Annotated in this window: 16 protein-coding genes; 5 read left to right on the forward strand and 11 right to left on the reverse strand. The window is 47.1% G+C overall.

The features are described from left to right. Window positions 1-177: 177 nt before the first annotated feature. On the reverse strand, window positions 178-1509 hold the full coding sequence (locus FE296_RS03700; RefSeq protein WP_411860557.1) for an aminotransferase-like domain-containing protein: 1332 nt from the start codon (window positions 1507-1509) through the stop codon (window positions 178-180). 222 nt (window positions 1510-1731) lie between these two features. On the opposite strand from FE296_RS03700, the gene FE296_RS03705 reads away from it, so the two are divergent. The 5 genes from FE296_RS03705 (at window position 1732) to FE296_RS03725 (ending at window position 6842) form a co-directional block, all read left to right on the forward strand. Beyond that, complete coding sequence (locus FE296_RS03705) at window positions 1732-2676, forward strand: DMT family transporter (protein WP_150364258.1); 945 nt, start codon at window positions 1732-1734, stop codon at window positions 2674-2676. Further along, complete coding sequence (locus FE296_RS03710; RefSeq protein ID WP_190945019.1) at window positions 2651-3004, forward strand: tryptophan--tRNA ligase; 354 nt, start codon at window positions 2651-2653, stop codon at window positions 3002-3004. Before FE296_RS03705 ends, FE296_RS03710 begins: the two co-directional genes overlap by 26 nt. A gap of 127 nt (window positions 3005-3131) precedes the next feature. Next, window positions 3132-4238 carry a GerAB/ArcD/ProY family transporter gene (locus FE296_RS03715; protein WP_150364259.1) on the forward strand — a complete coding sequence of 369 codons (1107 nt, stop codon included), beginning with the start codon at window positions 3132-3134 and terminating at the stop codon, window positions 4236-4238. Then, window positions 4219-5688, forward strand: coding sequence for a spore germination protein (locus tag FE296_RS03720; RefSeq protein WP_150364260.1), 1470 nt, complete (start codon window positions 4219-4221; stop codon window positions 5686-5688). The genes FE296_RS03715 and FE296_RS03720 overlap by 20 nt, the downstream gene beginning before the upstream one ends. Then, complete coding sequence (locus FE296_RS03725; protein ID WP_150364261.1) at window positions 5685-6842, forward strand: Ger(x)C family spore germination protein; 1158 nt, start codon at window positions 5685-5687, stop codon at window positions 6840-6842. The genes FE296_RS03720 and FE296_RS03725 overlap by 4 nt, the downstream gene beginning before the upstream one ends. 56 nt (window positions 6843-6898) lie before the next feature. Here the strand turns inward: FE296_RS03725 and FE296_RS03730 are convergent, their stop codons facing one another. The 10 genes from FE296_RS03730 to FE296_RS03775 form a co-directional block, all read right to left on the reverse strand. Beyond that, complete coding sequence (locus FE296_RS03730) at window positions 6899-7315, reverse strand: sensory rhodopsin transducer (protein ID WP_150364262.1); 417 nt, start codon at window positions 7313-7315, stop codon at window positions 6899-6901. A 473-nt stretch (window positions 7316-7788) separates the two neighbouring features. Beyond that, on the reverse strand, window positions 7789-8997 hold the full coding sequence (locus FE296_RS03735) for a rhamnogalacturonan acetylesterase (RefSeq protein WP_150364272.1): 1209 nt from the start codon (window positions 8995-8997) through the stop codon (window positions 7789-7791). Between the two features lie 105 nt (window positions 8998-9102). Beyond that, window positions 9103-9942 carry a carbohydrate ABC transporter permease gene (locus tag FE296_RS03740; RefSeq protein ID WP_091039044.1) on the reverse strand — a complete coding sequence of 280 codons (840 nt, stop codon included), beginning with the start codon at window positions 9940-9942 and terminating at the stop codon, window positions 9103-9105. Between the two features lie 2 nt (window positions 9943-9944). Further along, window positions 9945-10847 (reverse strand): carbohydrate ABC transporter permease, encoded by a 903-nt coding sequence (locus FE296_RS03745; protein WP_091039042.1) that lies wholly within the window; start codon window positions 10845-10847, stop codon window positions 9945-9947. Window positions 10848-10986: 139 nt separating this feature from the next. Continuing rightward, complete coding sequence (locus tag FE296_RS03750) at window positions 10987-12270, reverse strand: ABC transporter substrate-binding protein (RefSeq protein ID WP_124118735.1); 1284 nt, start codon at window positions 12268-12270, stop codon at window positions 10987-10989. 221 nt (window positions 12271-12491) lie between these two features. Then, window positions 12492-14045 (reverse strand): response regulator transcription factor, encoded by a 1554-nt coding sequence (locus tag FE296_RS03755; RefSeq protein ID WP_124118736.1) that lies wholly within the window; start codon window positions 14043-14045, stop codon window positions 12492-12494. Then, window positions 14020-15807, reverse strand: a complete 1788-nt coding sequence (locus FE296_RS03760; RefSeq protein WP_124118737.1) for a cache domain-containing sensor histidine kinase — start codon at window positions 15805-15807, stop codon at window positions 14020-14022. The genes FE296_RS03755 and FE296_RS03760 overlap by 26 nt, the downstream gene beginning before the upstream one ends. A 251-nt stretch (window positions 15808-16058) precedes the next feature. Next, window positions 16059-17381: an SGNH/GDSL hydrolase family protein gene (locus FE296_RS03765; protein ID WP_124118738.1), complete on the reverse strand. Its 1323-nt coding sequence runs from the start codon at window positions 17379-17381 to the stop codon at window positions 16059-16061. Window positions 17382-17684: 303 nt separating this feature from the next. After that, a complete protein-coding gene (locus FE296_RS03770) occupies window positions 17685-17975 on the reverse strand; it encodes a hypothetical protein (RefSeq protein WP_124118739.1) in 291 nt (96 codons plus the stop codon). A gap of 269 nt (window positions 17976-18244) precedes the next feature. After that, window positions 18245-19108 (reverse strand): inositol monophosphatase family protein, encoded by an 864-nt coding sequence (locus tag FE296_RS03775; RefSeq protein WP_411860558.1) that lies wholly within the window; start codon window positions 19106-19108, stop codon window positions 18245-18247. Window positions 19109-19156 lie beyond the last annotated feature (48 nt).

Below are 19156 nucleotides of genomic sequence, written 5' to 3' on the forward strand. Positions count from 1 at the left end.
AAGCTGCATCGTTGATAGATAGCAACTCAAGGAAAAGGCGTCCAACAAGTGATTAACTTGTGTGGACGCCTTTTGTTATATACGGATAGTGGTGAGTGGCCAATACGACTAGATAGATGCTAAGTGTAACAACTATATGCGTTTTATTGTAATGGCCTTGCTGTTATAGTCTTGTCTTTATCTCTGACTGATCTGCAGTTTCAAAATTTCCTCCCGGATCTTCTGTATCCCTTCCTCGATTCGCTGCTTCGGCACATTGGAGATGTTCAATCGCAGCATTTGATCCTCATGCGCCTGATATGTTCCCTCCGGATAATACCGTTCTGTCGTATCAACGATGACTCCGCGCTTTTGAAGCCGGGACAGTAGAACACGAAGCGGCATATCACCCGCCAAAGGTAATACGGTATGCTCCCCTCCTGTTCGAGGAGCCTCCATAAATGGAGCAAAGTCTGGATATGTGTCCAGTTGCTCATGCACCGTGTTCATCCGGGCAGCATAGCGGTTACGAATCACTTTCCTGTGATGAGCAAACATTCCGCTGTGGACATAGATCTCCAGAGCAGCTTGAGACAGAACGGAAGTGTCGATATCGAGCATTTTTTTGTAAGCCCCAAAAGATTGAATTAGTGGTGAGGGCAGAACAGCTACACCAATGCGGAGACCTGGAAACAAAATTTTGGAGTAACTCTTCAGATAGATGACCCGGCCTTCGGTATCATAGGACCATAGCGGGTCCTGTTTCGTATTGTCCTCCAGATCAGCCAGATAATCGTCCTCTACCAGATAGACATCGTACCGCTGTGCAAGCCGGATCAGTTTCTTTTTCTCAGCAGCAGTCAACGATGTGCCAATCGGATTGTGAAAGCGCGGCATGACATAGAAAAACTTGATATCTTCCTCAGCGAACTGACGTTCAAGCGATGCCCAGTCCAGCCCATTCAGGGCACGTCTCACACCGGCAATCGGCACATTCAATCCACTCAGTAGCGAAGGCATATTGTGATAGGTCGGCAGTTCAAGCAATACTTTTCTCTTTCCATTGGGAAAAGGCATCAATGCAAGTACAGCCAGTGCCTGTTGCACACCTGATGTGATAAAGAACTGCTCTGTTCTCGCAAACACCTGATAATCCGCAAACTGCTTCTGCAATAGCATGATAAGCGAAGGTAATCCCTGATCCGTGCCATACATAAATAACTCTGCCTGTTTCTTCTCCATCGCCTGATCCACACAATGACGAAAGTCTGCATAAGGGAACACCCTTGGATCGGGAGCAGCTGAAGCAAAGTCCAACGCTCCCTGCCAGTCCATGTCCTGAGCACCTGTCCCGTTCTGTACGGCATAATAACCGGATTGAGGTATGGCATACACCAAATGCCGCTGTTCCAGCCACTCATATGCACGAATAGCCGTACTTACACTGCATTGATACTGTTCTGCTACAACTCGAACGGCTGGAAGTCGAATGCCCTTGTCTGTCCACTGCCGACGATCTTGCTGCAACATTTGTTCCTGAATCCACTGCTTTAATGCTTCGGCAATCACTTCGTATTTTCTCACTGCACTCACCCCTCTCCCACAATTGTACCGTTACAGTCCATGCTTTTATCTATTGTAGCACGATGCACCCGGCAGTATATTGAATAAGGCCAGCACGTGACTCGAACCTGACATAATTCAGGATAATGAAAGATAAAGCACTATGACTACTGTATTGGAGGAGCTTTTATGAACACAACACACACTCGGGGATACGCTTATATCGCAGCTGTATTGTACGCGGCTATTATCGGTCTATCTTTTCTATTTGTTAAAATGACTGTCACTGTTGCACATCCCATTGATGTGCTTGCCCACCGATTCGCCCTGTCGCTGATCGTTGTCAGTATTCCTGTCATTTTTGGTTGGATCAAAATCCGGCTTAGCCTTCGTGATCTGTGGAAAATCATTCCACTGGGGCTGTTATCTCCCGTCTTATTTTTTGCCTTTCAAGCCTTTGGACTCGTATCTTCCAACTCATCGGAAGCCGGTATTATTCAGGCTATGGCCCCTGTATTCACACTCGTTCTCGCTTCAGTTTTCCTGAAGGAGCGCACATCCACCACACAAAAGCTTTTCCTGCTTCTGTCTGTCGCTGGAGTCGTTTTTATTTTCATGATGCAAGGAAATGGCGTGTCAGTGGGTAACCTGAAGGGCATTGCATTATTGCTGTTATCCACGGTCTGTTTTACAGGTTATGGTGTACTTGCGAGACCATTAACCCAGAAGTATAAACCCATGGAATTAACATGGGTCACGCTGATGGTTGGTTGTATTGTGTTTAACGCCGCTTCACTGATCCGACACGCTTCCAGCGGTTCCATGATGGACTACATCAAACCACTTGGAGATACATCCTATCTGGGTGCCCTTGCTTATCTGGCGATCCTCTCCACCATGATCTCCACCCTGCTCGCGAGTTATGCCCTGACTCATCTGGAGGCTTCCCAAATGAGTGTATTCAGCAACCTGTCCACACTCATCTCCATCGTAGGAGGTGCATGGATACTGCATGAACCAGTGGGTAGCTACCACTATATTGGTGCATTGTTGATTATCGCTGGTGTGCTTGGCACCAATATGAGCGGTCGCAAACATAGGCTGGTCAGTGGAACCGACCAAGGCCAAAACTGATCCTGCCCGCATCCATCGTTCTGATCCAGGACACCCGGATATCTGCCCTGTTTTTGCCTATCATCAGCTTTTCCGCAAGGAGAATGTAGACGAAATACATGCCAGTTGCAGCCAGGGTTCGATCGGATGTAAAGACTGCAAACAGATCGCAGGCAGTGCGATTAACGATCTGCTTACTCCTTTTCGTGAACGGCGAAATCAATATGAACAGCGATTAGACGAGGTGAAAGAGATTCTTGTCGAAGGTACCCGCCAGGCTCGCAAAGTCGCGCGGGAAACGATGCTTGAAGTGCGAGAAGCCATGGGTATTCGTTATTTTGATCTCTAAACACAGAGATGGAGTCCGAATTACAGGATGAGACGCACCACATGATCTGCAGGCTTGCCTGTATGAAGCGCACAAATCACGTTAACACTGCTGAGGACAGTCTATCGCGAAAAGGGGCTTCCTCAGCATGAAACCTAGACAACCTTCTTTTTTGCAAGCCATGATGTTAATTATGTTATCCGTCGGCCTGATTAGCCACGTGCTGATCATTCCCGCCCTATTGAGTGCAGCCAAAAGGGATTCATGGATCTCGGTCCTGCTATCCGTAGGTCCCTACCTTGTATTTTCCCTAATGCTTGCCTATGTATCTCGTTTTCTCCAGCATCAAACCCTGCATGAATGGCTGACTTCACATCTGGGCAAGCCCCTCGGCTTGCTTTTCCGGATTGGGAACAGCCTCTTTTTCTTGTCCGTGATCTACTTCACCCTGCATGACACGACCACATGGGCCAAAACCAGTTACCTGACGGAGACACCCGTATTTTTTACAAGCATTGCGCTCATGTCGCTCTGTGCCTATGCAGCCTATAAAGGTATTCGTTCGCTGGCTTTTACAGCAGGATTGGTCCTCCCTCTCGTTGTACTGCTTGGCTTCTATGTTGCGATCGTCAATACCCAATACAAGGATTACAGTCGTCTGCTTCCTGTACTTGAACATGGCTGGCCTCCCGTGCTTCATGGCATGGTTTACAGCCTTGCAGGCATGTTCGAGCTGCTGCTCTTGTGGTACATACAACCTCATCTCTCCAAAAGGATTCGTCCATGGCAATATGTGATGCTCGCACTCGTCATTGCAGGTCTGACACTGGGGCCACTCATTGGTGCTATCGTGGAATTTAATCCTTTTGAGGCTGCCAAAATGCGTTATCCCGCTTTTGAAGAGTGGCGGATAGCCTCCTTGGGCAAATACATCGCGCAAACTGACTTCTTTTCCATCTACCAATGGCTCGCCGGCTCGTTTACCCGGATTAGTCTTGCCATGTATATTGTGGTGGAAATTTGGGATATTAAGAGCACCTCTAAAAGAAGGATCAGTTGTGTCTCTTTAGCCGTTCTATTTATACTCTCCATGCTGTACCGTCTAGACGATATCACATTCGAAAAGCTGCTTGTCGATTACATATTCCCGTTCAATCTCATCTATCTTAGCGGACTTGCTATAATCGCAACAACGGTTGCACTCATCAGCTCACGCCATCAGAGGAGGAAACATCATGGAGCACCCAACGATTGACAACACGTCCCATGAAACACTGCTTGCCTCTTTGAAAGAGCAATTCAACCCCTGCGCGGATGTTGTCATTCAAACTTTTCCAGCAAAAGATGAACTTGATCTGCCGATTATTGTGCTATATTGCGATGGTTTGACGGATGCCAAACAAATCAATCAGTTTATCATTCCCCGGCTCGAGGAGCATTCCCTGTTCGAAGAAGATTTACACCCGAAAGAACTGGGCCTAACATTAAATCCAATAGAAGACCTTCAAGATACGGATCAATTAAATTTATTGCTTTTTAGTGGACAACTGCTGTTGATCTTCGGCAACGGCGATCAATCCTGCAGTTTGGATATTGCGAGCATACCAGGGCGCAACCCAGAAGAATCTGCCATCGAATCTTCCGTAAAAGGGCCTCGCGATGGATTTACCGAAGAGCTGAGTGTAAATATCGCACTCATTCGTAAACGGATGAAAACCTCTTCCATGTGCTATGAAAAATACGTTAAAGGTGGACGAACTCAGACCGCTATCGGCTTATTGTACGTAAAAGACATTATCAATCCTGAGATCCTGAAAGAAGCACGTGAAAATCTGGACAAAATCGAAGTCGATGGTATTATTGGAACTTCTGTTATGGAACGAGCAGTTATGGGAGGCATTCGCAGTATCTTTCCTCTCACCGATAATACAGAGCGACCGGACTATGTCGTGAACTCGCTCTTAAATGGGCGCTTCGCTGTTCTAATTGAAGGTTCGCCCGTGGCAGTCATCGCTCCAACCACACTGTTCAACCAGTTGAAATCACCGGAAGACGAAAACACTCCTTTCTTCATTGTGACCTTTGAACGCATTCTGCGAATTTCCGGTTTGCTGATTGCCTGCTTTTTTCCTGCTTTCTATATCGGACTCACCAGTTTCAATGTGGAACAGATCCCTCTGCCTCTTCTGGCAACGATTGCCGGGACTCGTATGGGGCTGCCAATGCCTGTAACACTGGAAGCATTTCTAATGATTTTTATGTTTGAGTTGTTCAATGAAGCTGGTCGCAGACTGCCTCGAGCTTTGGGCCAAACGGTCAGTGTGGTAGGTGGACTCATTATTGGAGATGCAGCTATTCGTGCCGGGATTACTTCTCCTACCATCATTGTCACGGTAGCAATTTCAGTTATCTCCAGTTATATTCTGGTGAATACGGTGCTCAGTGGGGCTACTGCTCATGTTCGGATAGGGATGCTTGTTATTTCTTCCATCCTTGGATTATTCGGTTTCATGCTGGGATTATTCGCTCTGCTGGTTCACCTTGTTTCCTTGGAGTGTTATGGTGTTTCCTATCTGTCCCCCGTTTCTCCCTATATTCCCGGCGACTTCACCCAAGCCGTATCCATGTATCCATCCATGAAGAGAACCAAGCGTCCAGCTGCACTCCATACTCAGGATTCCACGCGTGGGAGAAAACGCCAATGAGCAAATGGATTTACCTGTTGTGCTTGCTTATGAGCTGCCTGATTATACTGTCGGGGTGCTGGGATTCCAAAGAGGTTCAAAGCATTAACTTTATCACGGGAATAGGGATAGATTATGAGGATAACAAATATGTCGCTTATGCTCAATTAATTGATTTCTCCAGTATTGCCAAACAAGAGGGGCCGACTTCGCGGGAAGAAAGTGATATCTGGGTTGGTCGAGGCGAAGGCACAACGCTAAGTATGGCTATTAACGACCTCTATCAAACTTCCCAGCAACAAACATTGTGGACCCATGTTAAAGCAATTGTTTTATCAAAAAATGCAATGAGTGGGCGGTTGGAGGAGATTTTTAACACGCTGTTGCATTCAGGTCAGCTGAGATACACACCATGGATCTTCGGCACGGAACAAAGCATACCCGAAGTGCTGTCCCCCTCTGCCCTGCTGAACCAATCTACCCAGACCATTGAGCTATTCGAACCGGTTAAGCTGTATAAGCAACATTCTGCCTTTGAACCTATCCGTCTTCATGAGCTTCTTGACGGTTTCCGTGAGCCTGCTTCGGTTATCCTGTTACCCTCAATCACCGATAAAAACAAAACCTGGTTCAATGGAGATAAAGCTCCCCCTTTGATTAGAACGGATGGATTTTTTGTCATTTCGAATGGCAGAAGCCAAGGGAAAGTGGCAGGCAAGGATGCAGATGGTACTCGATTCGTAAATTATAATCATGTCTACCAGTATCCGCTTTACGTGTATAAGAATGGAAGCAAAACTCCTGATCTTACACTTCGCCTCCATAACCCGCAGACAAAGATTTCATCAAGGAAAGTAGGCAATGGGGTCACTTTCGACCTGACTACTTCGGTGAAAAGCGTCATCGTTGAAGATAATGGCTCCCATAATTCTCCCCGCACGATGGAGAAAGCTGCCGAGGAGCAGATCGAATCTGAAATTCGGACAACCTTCCAAAAAAACAAATCTCGTAACATTGATTCTTACGGCCTTGCGGAACATCTGTATCGTCATGATCTTGCGGTGTGGAAAGAGCTGGTCCAGCAACGGGCTGATCCCATCAAACAATTCAATCTTGGCAAAGTGGAAGTTCATGTGAAAATCCTTAATGCCAGTACGTACAAATATACCGAGTAATGCACAAAGACGACCAGTCACCTGCAGTGAATGCATGGTTACTGGTCGTCTTTACTTCAATTCAGCGGAAATGCGATGACACTCATCAGTGCCAGTTCAGGCTGGGTCGTGTCCAAACGACTGTACTGGATGATGACAGGGACGTTGCTGGATACAGTGATCGCATATGGAACACCCGTGGGAATATACTGATCTCCGGAATGCAGTGATGCGGTTCGAATATGGCTGGTTCTTCTGCCAAGTACGATAGCTTCAATATTCTCTATGGGCTCCCTGTCTTCAAAAAAGATCGTTATGTTGAGATCTGCATCTTCCAAACCTGTATTTAGCACACAAATGCTCTCATGACTCTCCAATGTCCCACGGCTCTCTGGGGGAATGTAGCCATCCGGGATAACCCAGTAGGTGTGCCCTGTAGCTGCTGGAGCGATCTTGCGGGCGGACGTGCCTAATTCTGTCTGATCAGTTGTCATTGAATACATCCTCCTTTTTTTGCGATTGCAATATAGGTTAAAAATAAATGGGCTCGCGGGGTAGTCACTTCGGCGGACGGATCGGGCTGTGGACCGCTGTTGGCTCGGGATTTCTTCGGCTCATTCGCGGAGCCAACTCTTAAAATCGGGTGGGCTCGCACGGCAGCCGCTCCGGTGGACGGATCGGGCTATGGGCCGCTGTTGGCTCGGGATTTCTATTCATTCCCCCTCAGCAGGGGAAATCCCGCTCCAAAGGCGGACGCTTCGCTCCCTCTACCCGATTCCGTCCTCCTCCGCTGCTACGCTCGCCGAACTGATTTTAAAAAATTATTGCCTTCGCTCTTCGCTGGGCAACTTTTTTGCTGGCTCGTTACTTCGTTTAACTCGCTTCGCTTAAATACAGACGCACAGGACTTAAAATCCTGCGGTAGCTTATCTCCTAGAGCAGTAAAAATGAATTCTGCGATTGCTTGCTACCGCAGATACATCTGCAGCGGTTGCAATTTTAACTCGCAGATGGCTTCTGCCACCTGCTGGGCAAGGCGACGGGCACCGCGTTCCTGAAAATGCGTGTTATCCTCCACGCCTGAGGGGAAGTTCACATACTCGCCTGGCAGTACCCACATAAAGTCGTCCTTGGTGCCTTCAACGCCCGCCTGCTCGAACAGAAGACGGCTGCGCTCAGCCAGATCGATCAGCGGAACATCTTCCTCTTCCGCCAACTCACGCATGGCGATAATATAATCGCCGTGCGTATCGGTCAATGTGCCATCATCCGCAAAATAGCGACGATGTACCGGGGTTATGAGCACCGGACGAGCCTTGGCTTCGCGTGCAGCGTCGATATACTTTTTCAAATATTGCTTATATGTTGTGAATGGGTCCGTCCCACGTTCAGGGTCCGGCTTCTCATCGTTATGTCCAAATTGAATAAACAGAAAATCTTCAGGCTTGATTCGCTCCAGAATGGCGCTTAATCTGCCTTCATTAATAAAACTGCGGGAACTGCGCCCTGACTGGGCGTGATTATCTACTGCCACATCATGTTTGAATTGGGCTGGCAATAACTGGCCCCAACCGCAATATGGATATCCACTTTCCGGCTGATCTGTTACGGTTGAATCCCCGGCAAGAAATACGGTCATGGTCTGATTCGCAAGAGTAATCTCCAAAGCATTAATTCTCGGTGCAGGACCGGAGAATGACAGACGAAGTCTGCCGCCGCGAACAACAACCGAGAATCGAACCTCTGCGCATTGTCCGGGAAGTGTGCGAATGGTTGGCAGTACAAGTCTGCCTTCACCAGCTTTCACGCGGGTCACTGTCTCAGCCAATTCATCACCTGCAACGAGTAATACTTGGTAGGTTCCATCGGGAACATCCACGATGAACGATGCTTTGAGCGGAATACAGAAACCTGAACGCAATCGGGCAGACATGGTTGTCTGCCCCGAATTGTTATGATGTTGTTTCGTGGGATCCGACACATCGTCATCACTAATGCGTTGTTTCTCATACACCAGAGATCCTGACTCGAATCCGTATCCTCCGCGTTCCTCGTATGCGGTTGTTGCAGTTACTTTCAGATAATCCCCTGTCTCATCTGCTCTTCCCGAGTCCGGTCCAAAGTTAAACTTCCAGCTGGTCACGGACACTGCCTGGCCCTCTGCCGCTGCCTCCATGGCAACGGCCTGACTACCTTGAGCTTTATTCAAAAGCGATAACCTCCTTGGTTAACTTTCGTAAACGTTCATTCGGGCGAAGATACGAAGATACAGTAAGCTGGCTTATCCTTTCAATCCACTGGTGCTCATCCCTTGAACAATTTGTTTCTGGAAGATGAAGAACACAGCTACAACCGGAACCAGACTGACGATGGACATGGCGAACATTGCGCCCCAGTTGGAAGCAGATTCACTATCGAGGAACATTTTCAGCGCCATCGACACGGTGTATTTATCAGGCGAGTTCAGGTACAATACCGGACCGAGCAGATCCTCCCATCTCCAGTAGAAGGAGAAGATGGCTGCAGTCGCCAGAGAAGACTTGATCAGCGGCATAATAATCTGGATATACAGTCTGAATTTGTTACATCCATCGATGGTTGCAGCCTCATCCAGCTCCTTCGGAATCGTTCGAATGAACTGTACCATCAGGAAGATGAAAAACGGCATTCCGAAGAATGTAGGTACAACGATTGGCAAGATAGTATTCAGCCAGCCGAGCTTCGTGAAAATGATGTACTGAGGAACCAATACCACGTCATGTGGCAACATCAGTGTTAACATCATCAAGGAGAACCAGAATGTACGTCCCTTGAAGTTAAGTCTGGCAAAACCAAAAGCGATCAACGATGACGATATTACGGCACCGATCGTGGAAATAACCACGATTACAAGTGAGTTGGTGATGTAATCCATAAACGGTCTTCCAGCTGTGCCTTTCCAGCCATCCACATAGTTGCTCCAGATCCACTCCGCAGGAAACAGGGTATCCGCAGTGACGAAAATCGTACGGCTTTCCTTGAATGAACTGAATAACATCCATAGGACGGGATAGAGCATCAGGAGGGCAAGAGCTGCAACGAACAGGTGATACACGGGCCATTTTACATTTCTCCAAACCATCGTTACTTCCCTCCTTCAGATTCGTAGAACACCCAGTACTTGGATGTCAGGAACACAGCTACCGTGAGTATACCAATCATGATGAGCATGACCCAAGCCATGGCCGAAGCATAACCCATGTTGTTAAACATAAACGCCTGACGGAACAGATACAGGGAGTACAGCATCGTACCGTCCATTGGACCACCTTCGCCTTTGGAGATAATATAGGCAGGTACAAACGTCATGAATGCTCCAATCGTCTGCATAATCATGTTGAACAGGACGATCGGGCTAAGCAGTGGCAAGGTGATGCTGAAAAATTTCCGTATAGGATTCGCGCCATCCACACCTGCTGCCTCGTACATCTCCGTAGGGATATTTTTGAGACCAGCCAGGAAAATCAGCATGGACGAACCAAACTGCCACACAGACAGTGAGATGAGCATAACCAGGGACGCATTCGGGTCACCAAACCAGCTTATTGGCCCGATCCCGATTGCCGTTAGAGCACTGTTGATAACACCCTCATTACTGAAGAGGTTACGCCACATAATGGATACGGCCACACTACCACCGATAATGGATGGCAGGTAATACAGCGTCCGGTACGTTCCAATCATACGAGAGCCAGTGTTTAGGACCATCGCTACGAAGAGGGCAAAGATCAACCTTAACGGTACCCCAATGAATACATACAGAAACGTCACTTTGACCGAGTTCCAATATTTCGGGTCATCAAAAAACATTTTGGTGTAGTTATCAAGCCCAATCCACCGCGGAGAAGTGAATAAGTTATAACTCGTGAACGACATATATAAGGACACAAACATGGGGATGAGTGTGAAGCCCAGGAATCCAATAATAAACGGGCTTATGAACGCATATCCAGTTAAGTTTCTACGTAACGACGAATACTGCCTCAATGGAACGAACCTCCTTCATGGATCAGCTTGTTCCCTCATCCTTGCTTCGGTCATCTGGACGGGGAAAGGCCCTCGCATTCGCGAGTAGCCCCATTCCCGACCATCCCTGAAGTGGGACGAGCAAGCCATCATTCAACTGTTATTTATTGTTCGCAAGTACAGATTCGGCGTTCTTGCGGAATGTTTCTGCTGCTTGTTCAGGTGTAATTTTGCCAAAGTTCAACTCTTCAACCACATCTGCCAGAGCAGAGATTACTTCAGGTGAACCAACCGGTGGCGGAGAACTCATTGGTGAAGCTTTTGGCTCCATGGCTGCTACGAATTCAAAGACTTGTTTCGTTGCGTCACTCAGCTCAGGTGCGATAGCTTCTTTGATTGCTCCTGAAATTGGCACACCGCGCTCACCTTTGATCAGTTTGTTGGCTTCCACGTCATTCACCCAGAAATCAATGAATTTAGCTGCTTCTTCCTTCACTTTGGAGTTGGACGTTACACCCCAATACATACTTGGCTGCATATAAAGTCCTTTTTCCATATCTGGTCCTGGCATTGGAGCGATTTCGAGTGGACGGTTCGCTACTTGTTGCAAGGCTACGAACTGGTTGGACCATTGCCATACGCCGATTCCTTTTTCCTTCACGAGATCTGATTCCTCAATAATGCCTTTGGTTTGGTTGGCTACATCCGGCGTAGGTGCTGCACCTTGCTCGATCATGCGGCGCATAAGTCCGAAGAACTCCACAAACAATTGGTCATCATCATAACCAAGGCCAGTTCCTTCTGCATTGTAAAGCGAATGTCCTTTGGTACGCAGGAAGTAATGGAAGAAGATATCAGGAGCTACCCCTCCATCCAAATACAGGCCTTTCTCTGCGGCTTGTTTACCCAGTGCTTCGTATGATTCCCATGTCATATTTTCAGGCATAGCTTCCGCTCCCGCTTTTTGAAGCAAAGCAGGGTCATATTGGAAGCCCAGAACGTTAACACCGGCAGGTACACCGTATTGTTTACCGTTAATTACACCTGTGCTAATAACGTTCTCGGACACATCGTCCACTTTGATCTGATTGCCCAGATAAGGCGCTAGATCCTCAAGCTGACCATTTTGTGCATATTGGCTGATGTAGGAAATATCCATCTGAACGATGTCAGGCAACTGATTTGCCGCTGCTTGTGGTGCGAGCTTTTTCCAGTAGTCATCAAATGAAGCATATTCCACGTCGATTTTGACATTCGGGTTTTTCGATTTGTACAGGTCGATGACCTTCTGTGTATATTCATGCCGTGCATCCGAACCCCACCAAGCGATCCGCAGGGTAACTGAGTCATCTCCAGATCCTCCTTCAGTTCCTCCACCTGAACTACACGCCGCTGTAAAAACGAGCAATGCAGCCATCATCAGGAATATTGCCTTCTTCACCATGCCAATCTCCCCTTTTATGTTGATATGGTTATGTGAAACGAGTTATCCTTTTATTTCTGATAACGCTTTCACAAACTTGTTAATGTCATTCTCGCAAATGTACGACCAGAGTTGAATACACAAAACCGTCTTGTTGGTTCAAAAAACAGAGGAGGACAACAGCCTCCTCTCGGCGCTGTTCATCCTCCCCAGACATGAATCACATGATTGGTAGTCCATTGTTATACGCCGATCCTGCGGAATTCCGTAGGTGTCATACCGGTCCACTTTTTGAACACCTGACTGAAATATTGTGAATTCCCGCCGAATCCGAACAATTCAGCAAGCTCGAATACTTTCACATCCCCGCCTCTGCGAATATGGTCACATGCGCGTTCAATGCGCAGACGATTCACGTAATTGGAGAAATTTTCGCCTGTGACTTTTTTGAAAATTTTGCCCAGATAATCCGGATTCATATACAACATCTGGTGGGCGACTCCATTGAGAGAGAGATCCGCCTCTCCATAATGACGATCCACGATATCCATCATCTTCTCCACGGCAGAAGACTGGCGACTGATATGGTTTTTGTAATAACCGGAAGTTAATCGGGCTGCACTGCTTGCAACAAAAGACTTCAAACCAGATAACGTATCGATATGCGGCAGTTCTGCCATACGCTGGGTGAATTCCGTTGCTTCCTCTGGAGGACAGACATGAACCATCGCCGAATATAGCTGCACTACGTAAGAGCGAGTCACTTCAATTTCCAGCTGCTGACGCGATAATAGATCAAACAGACGTTCCACCTCTACCGCTGTTTCCTCGGTATTGCCCGATTTGATCAACTGACACAGTTGCTCCGCATCCTGTTCTACATGCACGCCGTCGCATTCTCCCGCCAATACCAGATCATTCTTCGTGATCAGCTTGCCTTCACCGATGAAAAAGCGATGGTTCAGATACTGCAAAGCCTCACGAAACAACCGCCGGGATTGAATCATTCGATCTGCTTCACTCAGCGCAGCGGTCACTTCCAATTTATATAGTCTGGTAAATGCAGCCCGAACCTCTTCAATACTTTCTTTCAGTCCGGCCGGATCAGCTGAATCCGCAAGCAGGATGAGGAGTTTGCCTTCAATGGTTGTGCTTAACAGGACATGTGGGAGCAGGTCACTGGCAATGTTTTTGATCGCAAATAAATGACTGTAATCATGTTCATCTACAATTCGGAACAGCAGTAACCGAACTGCGTTCTCTTCAAGCTCCAGATCAAACAGCTCCTGATAATACTCCAGATCAACCGGCCCATAGGTTCGGTTGGTCATGAACTCCAGCAGAAATTGCTCTTTCACATGTGGAAGGACACGCTGCAATCGCTGTTTCATCTCACCGGCAACATGCTCCTTCACCTGAGCATCCTGATGTTCCTGCAACAGTTCAGTTAATGCATCATGGATCTGATTCTCGTTGCAGGGTTTGAGCAAATAATGCTTCACACCGTATTGCATCGCTCTGCGAGCATATTCGAACTCCTTGTAGCCGGATAACATGATGAAACGTACACCCGGATATGCTTCAGATGCCCTCTCTATGAGTCCGAGACCATCCAGACCTGGCATGGAAATATCCGTAATAATAATATCGGGTCTCGACTGCCCAATTTTGTCCAATGCTTCAATCCCGTTCCTCGCCGTACCCACCAATTCCGTTCCTGCCGCGGCCCAATCGACCACTTGGGAAATCCCCTCCAGAATGACACGTTCATCATCTACGAGCATCACTTTGTACATCGTCATCGTCCTCTCTGATCCAAGGTATGCTGATCGATACTACAGTTCCTGATCCGGGCTTGCTGCTCATCACCATTCCACCTTCATCACCGAAGGTCAGTCTGATTCGTTCCTGGATGTTAGATAACCCAATGCCCTGTCCTCTTGTCTGAATACGTCCTTCGTGTAGTTGTTCCAGGAATTCCGGTGTCATCCCCGGACCGTCGTCCTCGACTTCAATAATCACCTTATCTCCATCTGCTCTCGCCCGAATACGGATCCGGCAAGGGTCAATGCTTGGTTCAAGTGCATAATGTATGGCGTTCTCCACCAAAGGCTGTAATGTTAACTTCGGTATCCGCGCCGTTCCTACCTCTGGGGCAATTTCCATGTCGAAATCCAGTCTTTCCTCAAAACGAGTGCGCTGAATCGTCACGTAACTGCGGACAATGTCCAGCTCTCTTTCCAGCGTAATCCACTTCTCGGACATATTCACAGAGCTACGCAGCAGAAATCCGAGAGCCTCAACCATTTCTGAGATCTGTCGTTGCTTCTGTACTTTAGCCAGCCAGTTAATCGATTCTAGCGTGTTGTATAGAAAATGTGGATTAATCTGCGCCTGAAGCGCTTTCAACTCAGTCTCACGAATCACCAGTTGCTTGGCATAATTCTCATCAATCAATTCACGTATCCGTTGAAGCATCATCTTGAATGTGCGATGCAGCAGTCCAACCTCATTCTGTGGAGACATCGGAACATTGCCGAGAGCAGCTTCCTCCAGTTTATCGAGATCGCCCTTTTCGATATTACGCATTTTCTTAATCAATTGAGCAATCGGTTGGGTGATACTGCGTGAGAATTTCGCTCCAAATATAAGTGCCGCCAGAAAAATCATTATGAAGATGACCGTTACCAACTGTTTGACAAACTGAATTTGTTTAAACATCTGATCAAAAGGCGTCGTATATAGGTAAGTCCAGTCAGTATAGGAAGAGTTGGCCCGGGCGACAAAATAACGACCATGCTCAAACATGGCAATGCCATAAGGTTGGGTCCGCTTCAATTCTGACTCTATCTCCGCTTCACTGACTGCTGATTCTGTTGGATAGATCACTTCTTTTCCATCCGTAATAAGTAGTTGTGAGTCCTCAGCCGGTTCTTGCATCTGATCCTGCACAATTCGGTCCAGACGGACACGGATAATCAAGGTCCCGAGCTTTTCGAGCGTAAATGCTCCGCCCGTAAAAGATTTTACCTGTCGGACGGATAAAAGCCTAGCTTGTTTATCCCCGCTGGTATGCCACACATTGGACCCCGAATATCGGTCTCCCAGTGCTACCAGTTCCTTCTGTTTTGTCTCCGAAATTCCTTCCCGGTTCCCTGCGGCCATAACGTTATTATCATTATCGATAAATAGCATGGAATAGACGTATTTCTCAGACCCTGCATAAGCAACTAGCCGGTTAGTAATTTTTTTGCGCAGACCATTTTTCTCGTAACCTGTCTCGGCCTTTTCAAGTTGAAGCAGATATTGTTGAAGCGGCTCATCTGACATCACCTTGAAAGAGAGACTGGACATCTCACGCAGTTGATTCTCAATACCTACCGAAGACATATTGAGGACCTGCGAGGATTTCTCATAGATCTGACGGTCATAGATACTGAACACATATCGGAGTACGGACGCATAAAACGTAAAGCTGATTAACATCAAAAGTCCGATGAGAAGAATCGTTTTGTGATGAATCGGCAGTGTTGTGAAAGCGTTCTTAATTTTGTTCATCCTAAGCGCTCCTTTGGCTTGCGAGGGGTGCCTGTCATGCTATAGGTTAGTGGTTTTATTGTAAGTTATTTTCATATTTACACATCCATTGGTCATCTGACAAGATATATTTATGCAACATTTCAGGTCATTAGAGAAGGTATACATCTCTGTCAGCAACGCAAAAAGAACACAAAACAGCCAGAATACCTTGAACAGATCAAGGTATTCTGGCTGTTTGAATAACATCATGTTAAAGCATGAAATACAATTTACGGATTAACAAAAACAGTTTTCAGCTTCGCTACATATTGCACATCAAAGCCAAGACCTTCAGCCACCATGGCAAGTGGTACATATGTTTTGGACTCTTTGCCTACCTTATTCAGGAATGCAGGTGTATCCACAGTAACCGATGCTCCATTTACCTTCACAGCATTGGCACCAATCTTCACAGCAACCTTTCGGTCTCCATATGTAATGGTTGCGGTTGAAGTTTTGTTATCCCACACCGTAGTAGCACCCACAGCGTTTACGATGTCTTGAATCGCCACAAAGTTTTTGCCGTTACGGATAATCGGTTTGTACGGAGTATTTAATGTTTTGCCACTCACAATAATGTTCATCGGCTCACCTGTGGCAGGTGCAGTCAGCTTGGTGTAATCTCCCCAGATCGTTTTGGCAAATACTTCGGCAATGGCCGCATATCCAAATTGGTTCGGGTGGAAATCCCGATCTTTGATCATATGTGTCATCGTACCTTCACCACCAACAAACTCCTTGGCCACGTGTGCGACTTTGACATCGGTACCTTGAGCAGTGAATTGTGCTGCAATGCCATCAATGGTCTGTGTGAAACCTTGGGATGCCTCCATCAGTTTGGCATACAGTGCCTTGCCTGCTACTTCCGGCATCGGTTGATACTGGTCAGCGATGACAATTGTAGCTGTCGGATTAATGTCATGGATATCATTAATCGTTGCACTAACATTGGCTGTATATGTTGCGAGTAATTCTTTTACCTTGGCTTGCAGATCTTGATCGCTCAGTTTGTCTGCTGTACCGAGAAGCTCAGATACATCATTTCCCCCAATGGTAATTGCAACCAGATTGGCCTGTGCTACACTCTCACGGATTGCAGCAGTATTGGCTCCGATCTGTCCCGCTCTTGGATCAGGAAGACTTGGTTGAATGGCTTCAGAAGTCAACGTTTTGCCATCCTTAATTGCAGTAGTGAAGTTTTTCAGGCCACTGGTTTTCAATCCGGCAATCCCGTAGTTGTCCACTTGTGTACGTCCATGCAGCAAACCTTGCTCATGCAGACGTTCTACATAACCATAAGGCAATTCTTGTGTGTTGGGCTCATAACCTACCGTTATGGAATCTCCCAATGTGACGATGCGGAACTCCTTGGTTACGGATACTGCATCTTTCTTCGCAGTCAGCGAAGCCTCGTTAGTACCCACTGGCAATACACCGGTTTTGGTATCAGCCGCGTGTGCAGGCAATGCGGATGATGTAAAGAGCAGCATTCCTGCCAACATGCTTACCGTTAAACCGGCAGCAGTATTTTCCCATATACGTTTACGCTTCATTCAGGGTAACACTCCTTCTCGTGAATCTATAATTTCACTAAATGTACGTGTTCAAAAGGGTCGGTTTTCAGTACCGAGAAGATGGGATGAAGCTAGGCATCCTTCGTAATCAAAAGCGGACTTTTTGAACAACCTCACTATTGTATAGTACATTGGTCATACCAATGACATCAGTTGGTGTTACTCTATTCTATCATTTTAAAGTAGGTGTTGTCCTCTCTGCTGAGAGCACACATGAAATAACAGACTCCCTGATGGGGAGCCTGTTATTGGTTAAGCTCAGCTATGACGTTCAGTGATTAGTTAAGATTGCGGCTTATTTGAGTCCTCAGAATTTGAGTGACCCTTGTCGCTCTCCGGTTTGTTCCCGATAGTTCGCTCCAGATATCGATCATATCGATCATCCACTTCGCGTGCCATCTTCCGGTACTTTAACGTTTCTTCGACAATTGGATCACGTTCTGTCTGGATTCGCACTTCATACTTGGGAGGAATCAGCTGGCGTTCACGCTGATCGGTGTCGCCGGACTCTTCCATGTCCCCTTCCGTCAGCATATCACTGAGCCGTCGTTCCAGTTCTTTGGATTCATCCATTGTTTTCGCTCCTTTAATTAAAGTCATACATGCGTTAATTATTACTATTGTACTTTCACTTCGTGTACAGAACCATCTTCCGATCGCTGTTATCCCCAGATTTCTTTGATTCCCTTTTCCAAGGTAGAAATCCGGTGATAAAGGCGTAGCATGTGCTTACGAAGCAGCTTTCTTTCAGAAAGCTTTTAGCTCCGCTTCTTCAGATGCTTTCTGTCCCCTCCGTTAATGTACAATTAAAAGTAATTAAAGCATCAATGAGTTGAATAAACTCACTCCAGACCAGTAGCCTTCGCTTCCTTCAGCACATCCGTCAGTGCATCATGGATTCTGCCATTGCTGGCAACGACATGGTTCACAGACAGTTGGTAAGGCGTTCCGATGGTATCGGTCACCTTGCCGCCGGATTCTTCAACCAGCAGCGCACCTGCGGCAATATCCCACGGTTTCAATCCAACTTCGGTGTAGGCGCTGAGGCGTCCTGCGGCAACATATGCCAGATGAAGGGCGGCAGATCCGCCTGCACGCAAGTTACGAACTTGCGGAGCAAGTGCCTGCACAGCGGCCATATTCAGTGGTAACGCAAAGGTTGTGTCTGCCGGGAATCCAACCGCAATCAGGCTCTGAGCCAGTTCTTGTTCACCAGATACAAGCATCCGGTTTCCGTGAACATATGCTCCTTTCCCTTTTTCCGCAACAAACATTTCATCACGGGAAGGGTCGTAGATCACGCCAACAATGACTTCACCATTGTGAGCCAATGCGATGGACACCGAATAAAATGGGAATCCGTGTACAAAGTTCGTCGTTCCGTCCACAGGATCAACAATCCACAGGAACTCTTCTTCCTCGGCCTCTTTCAGTGCTTTTGCCGAAGCTTCCGGTCCCGGTTCGACGCCTTCTTCACCCAGAATGGCATGGTGGGGAAAATGCGTAAGAATCAGGCGGCGGATCATCTGCTCCGCTCCTTTATCCACTTCGGTCACCAGATCTTGGGGTGAATATTTGGTGCCAAGTTCAGCTACCGTCCCAAGACGGCTTTTGATCCATTCGCCAGCTTTGGAAGCTGCATTAATGGCAACGGCAGTATAGCTTTTGCTTGTCACGACATAAGGTGTCTTTTCCTTCTCATTCAAAGCGTTCACTCTACTTTCTATATCAATCTACGAAAAGTTGAAATACTT

This window comes from Paenibacillus sp. UASWS1643 (assembly GCF_008693195.1).
Lineage (GTDB): Bacteria > Bacillota > Bacilli > Paenibacillales > Paenibacillaceae > Paenibacillus > Paenibacillus amylolyticus_B.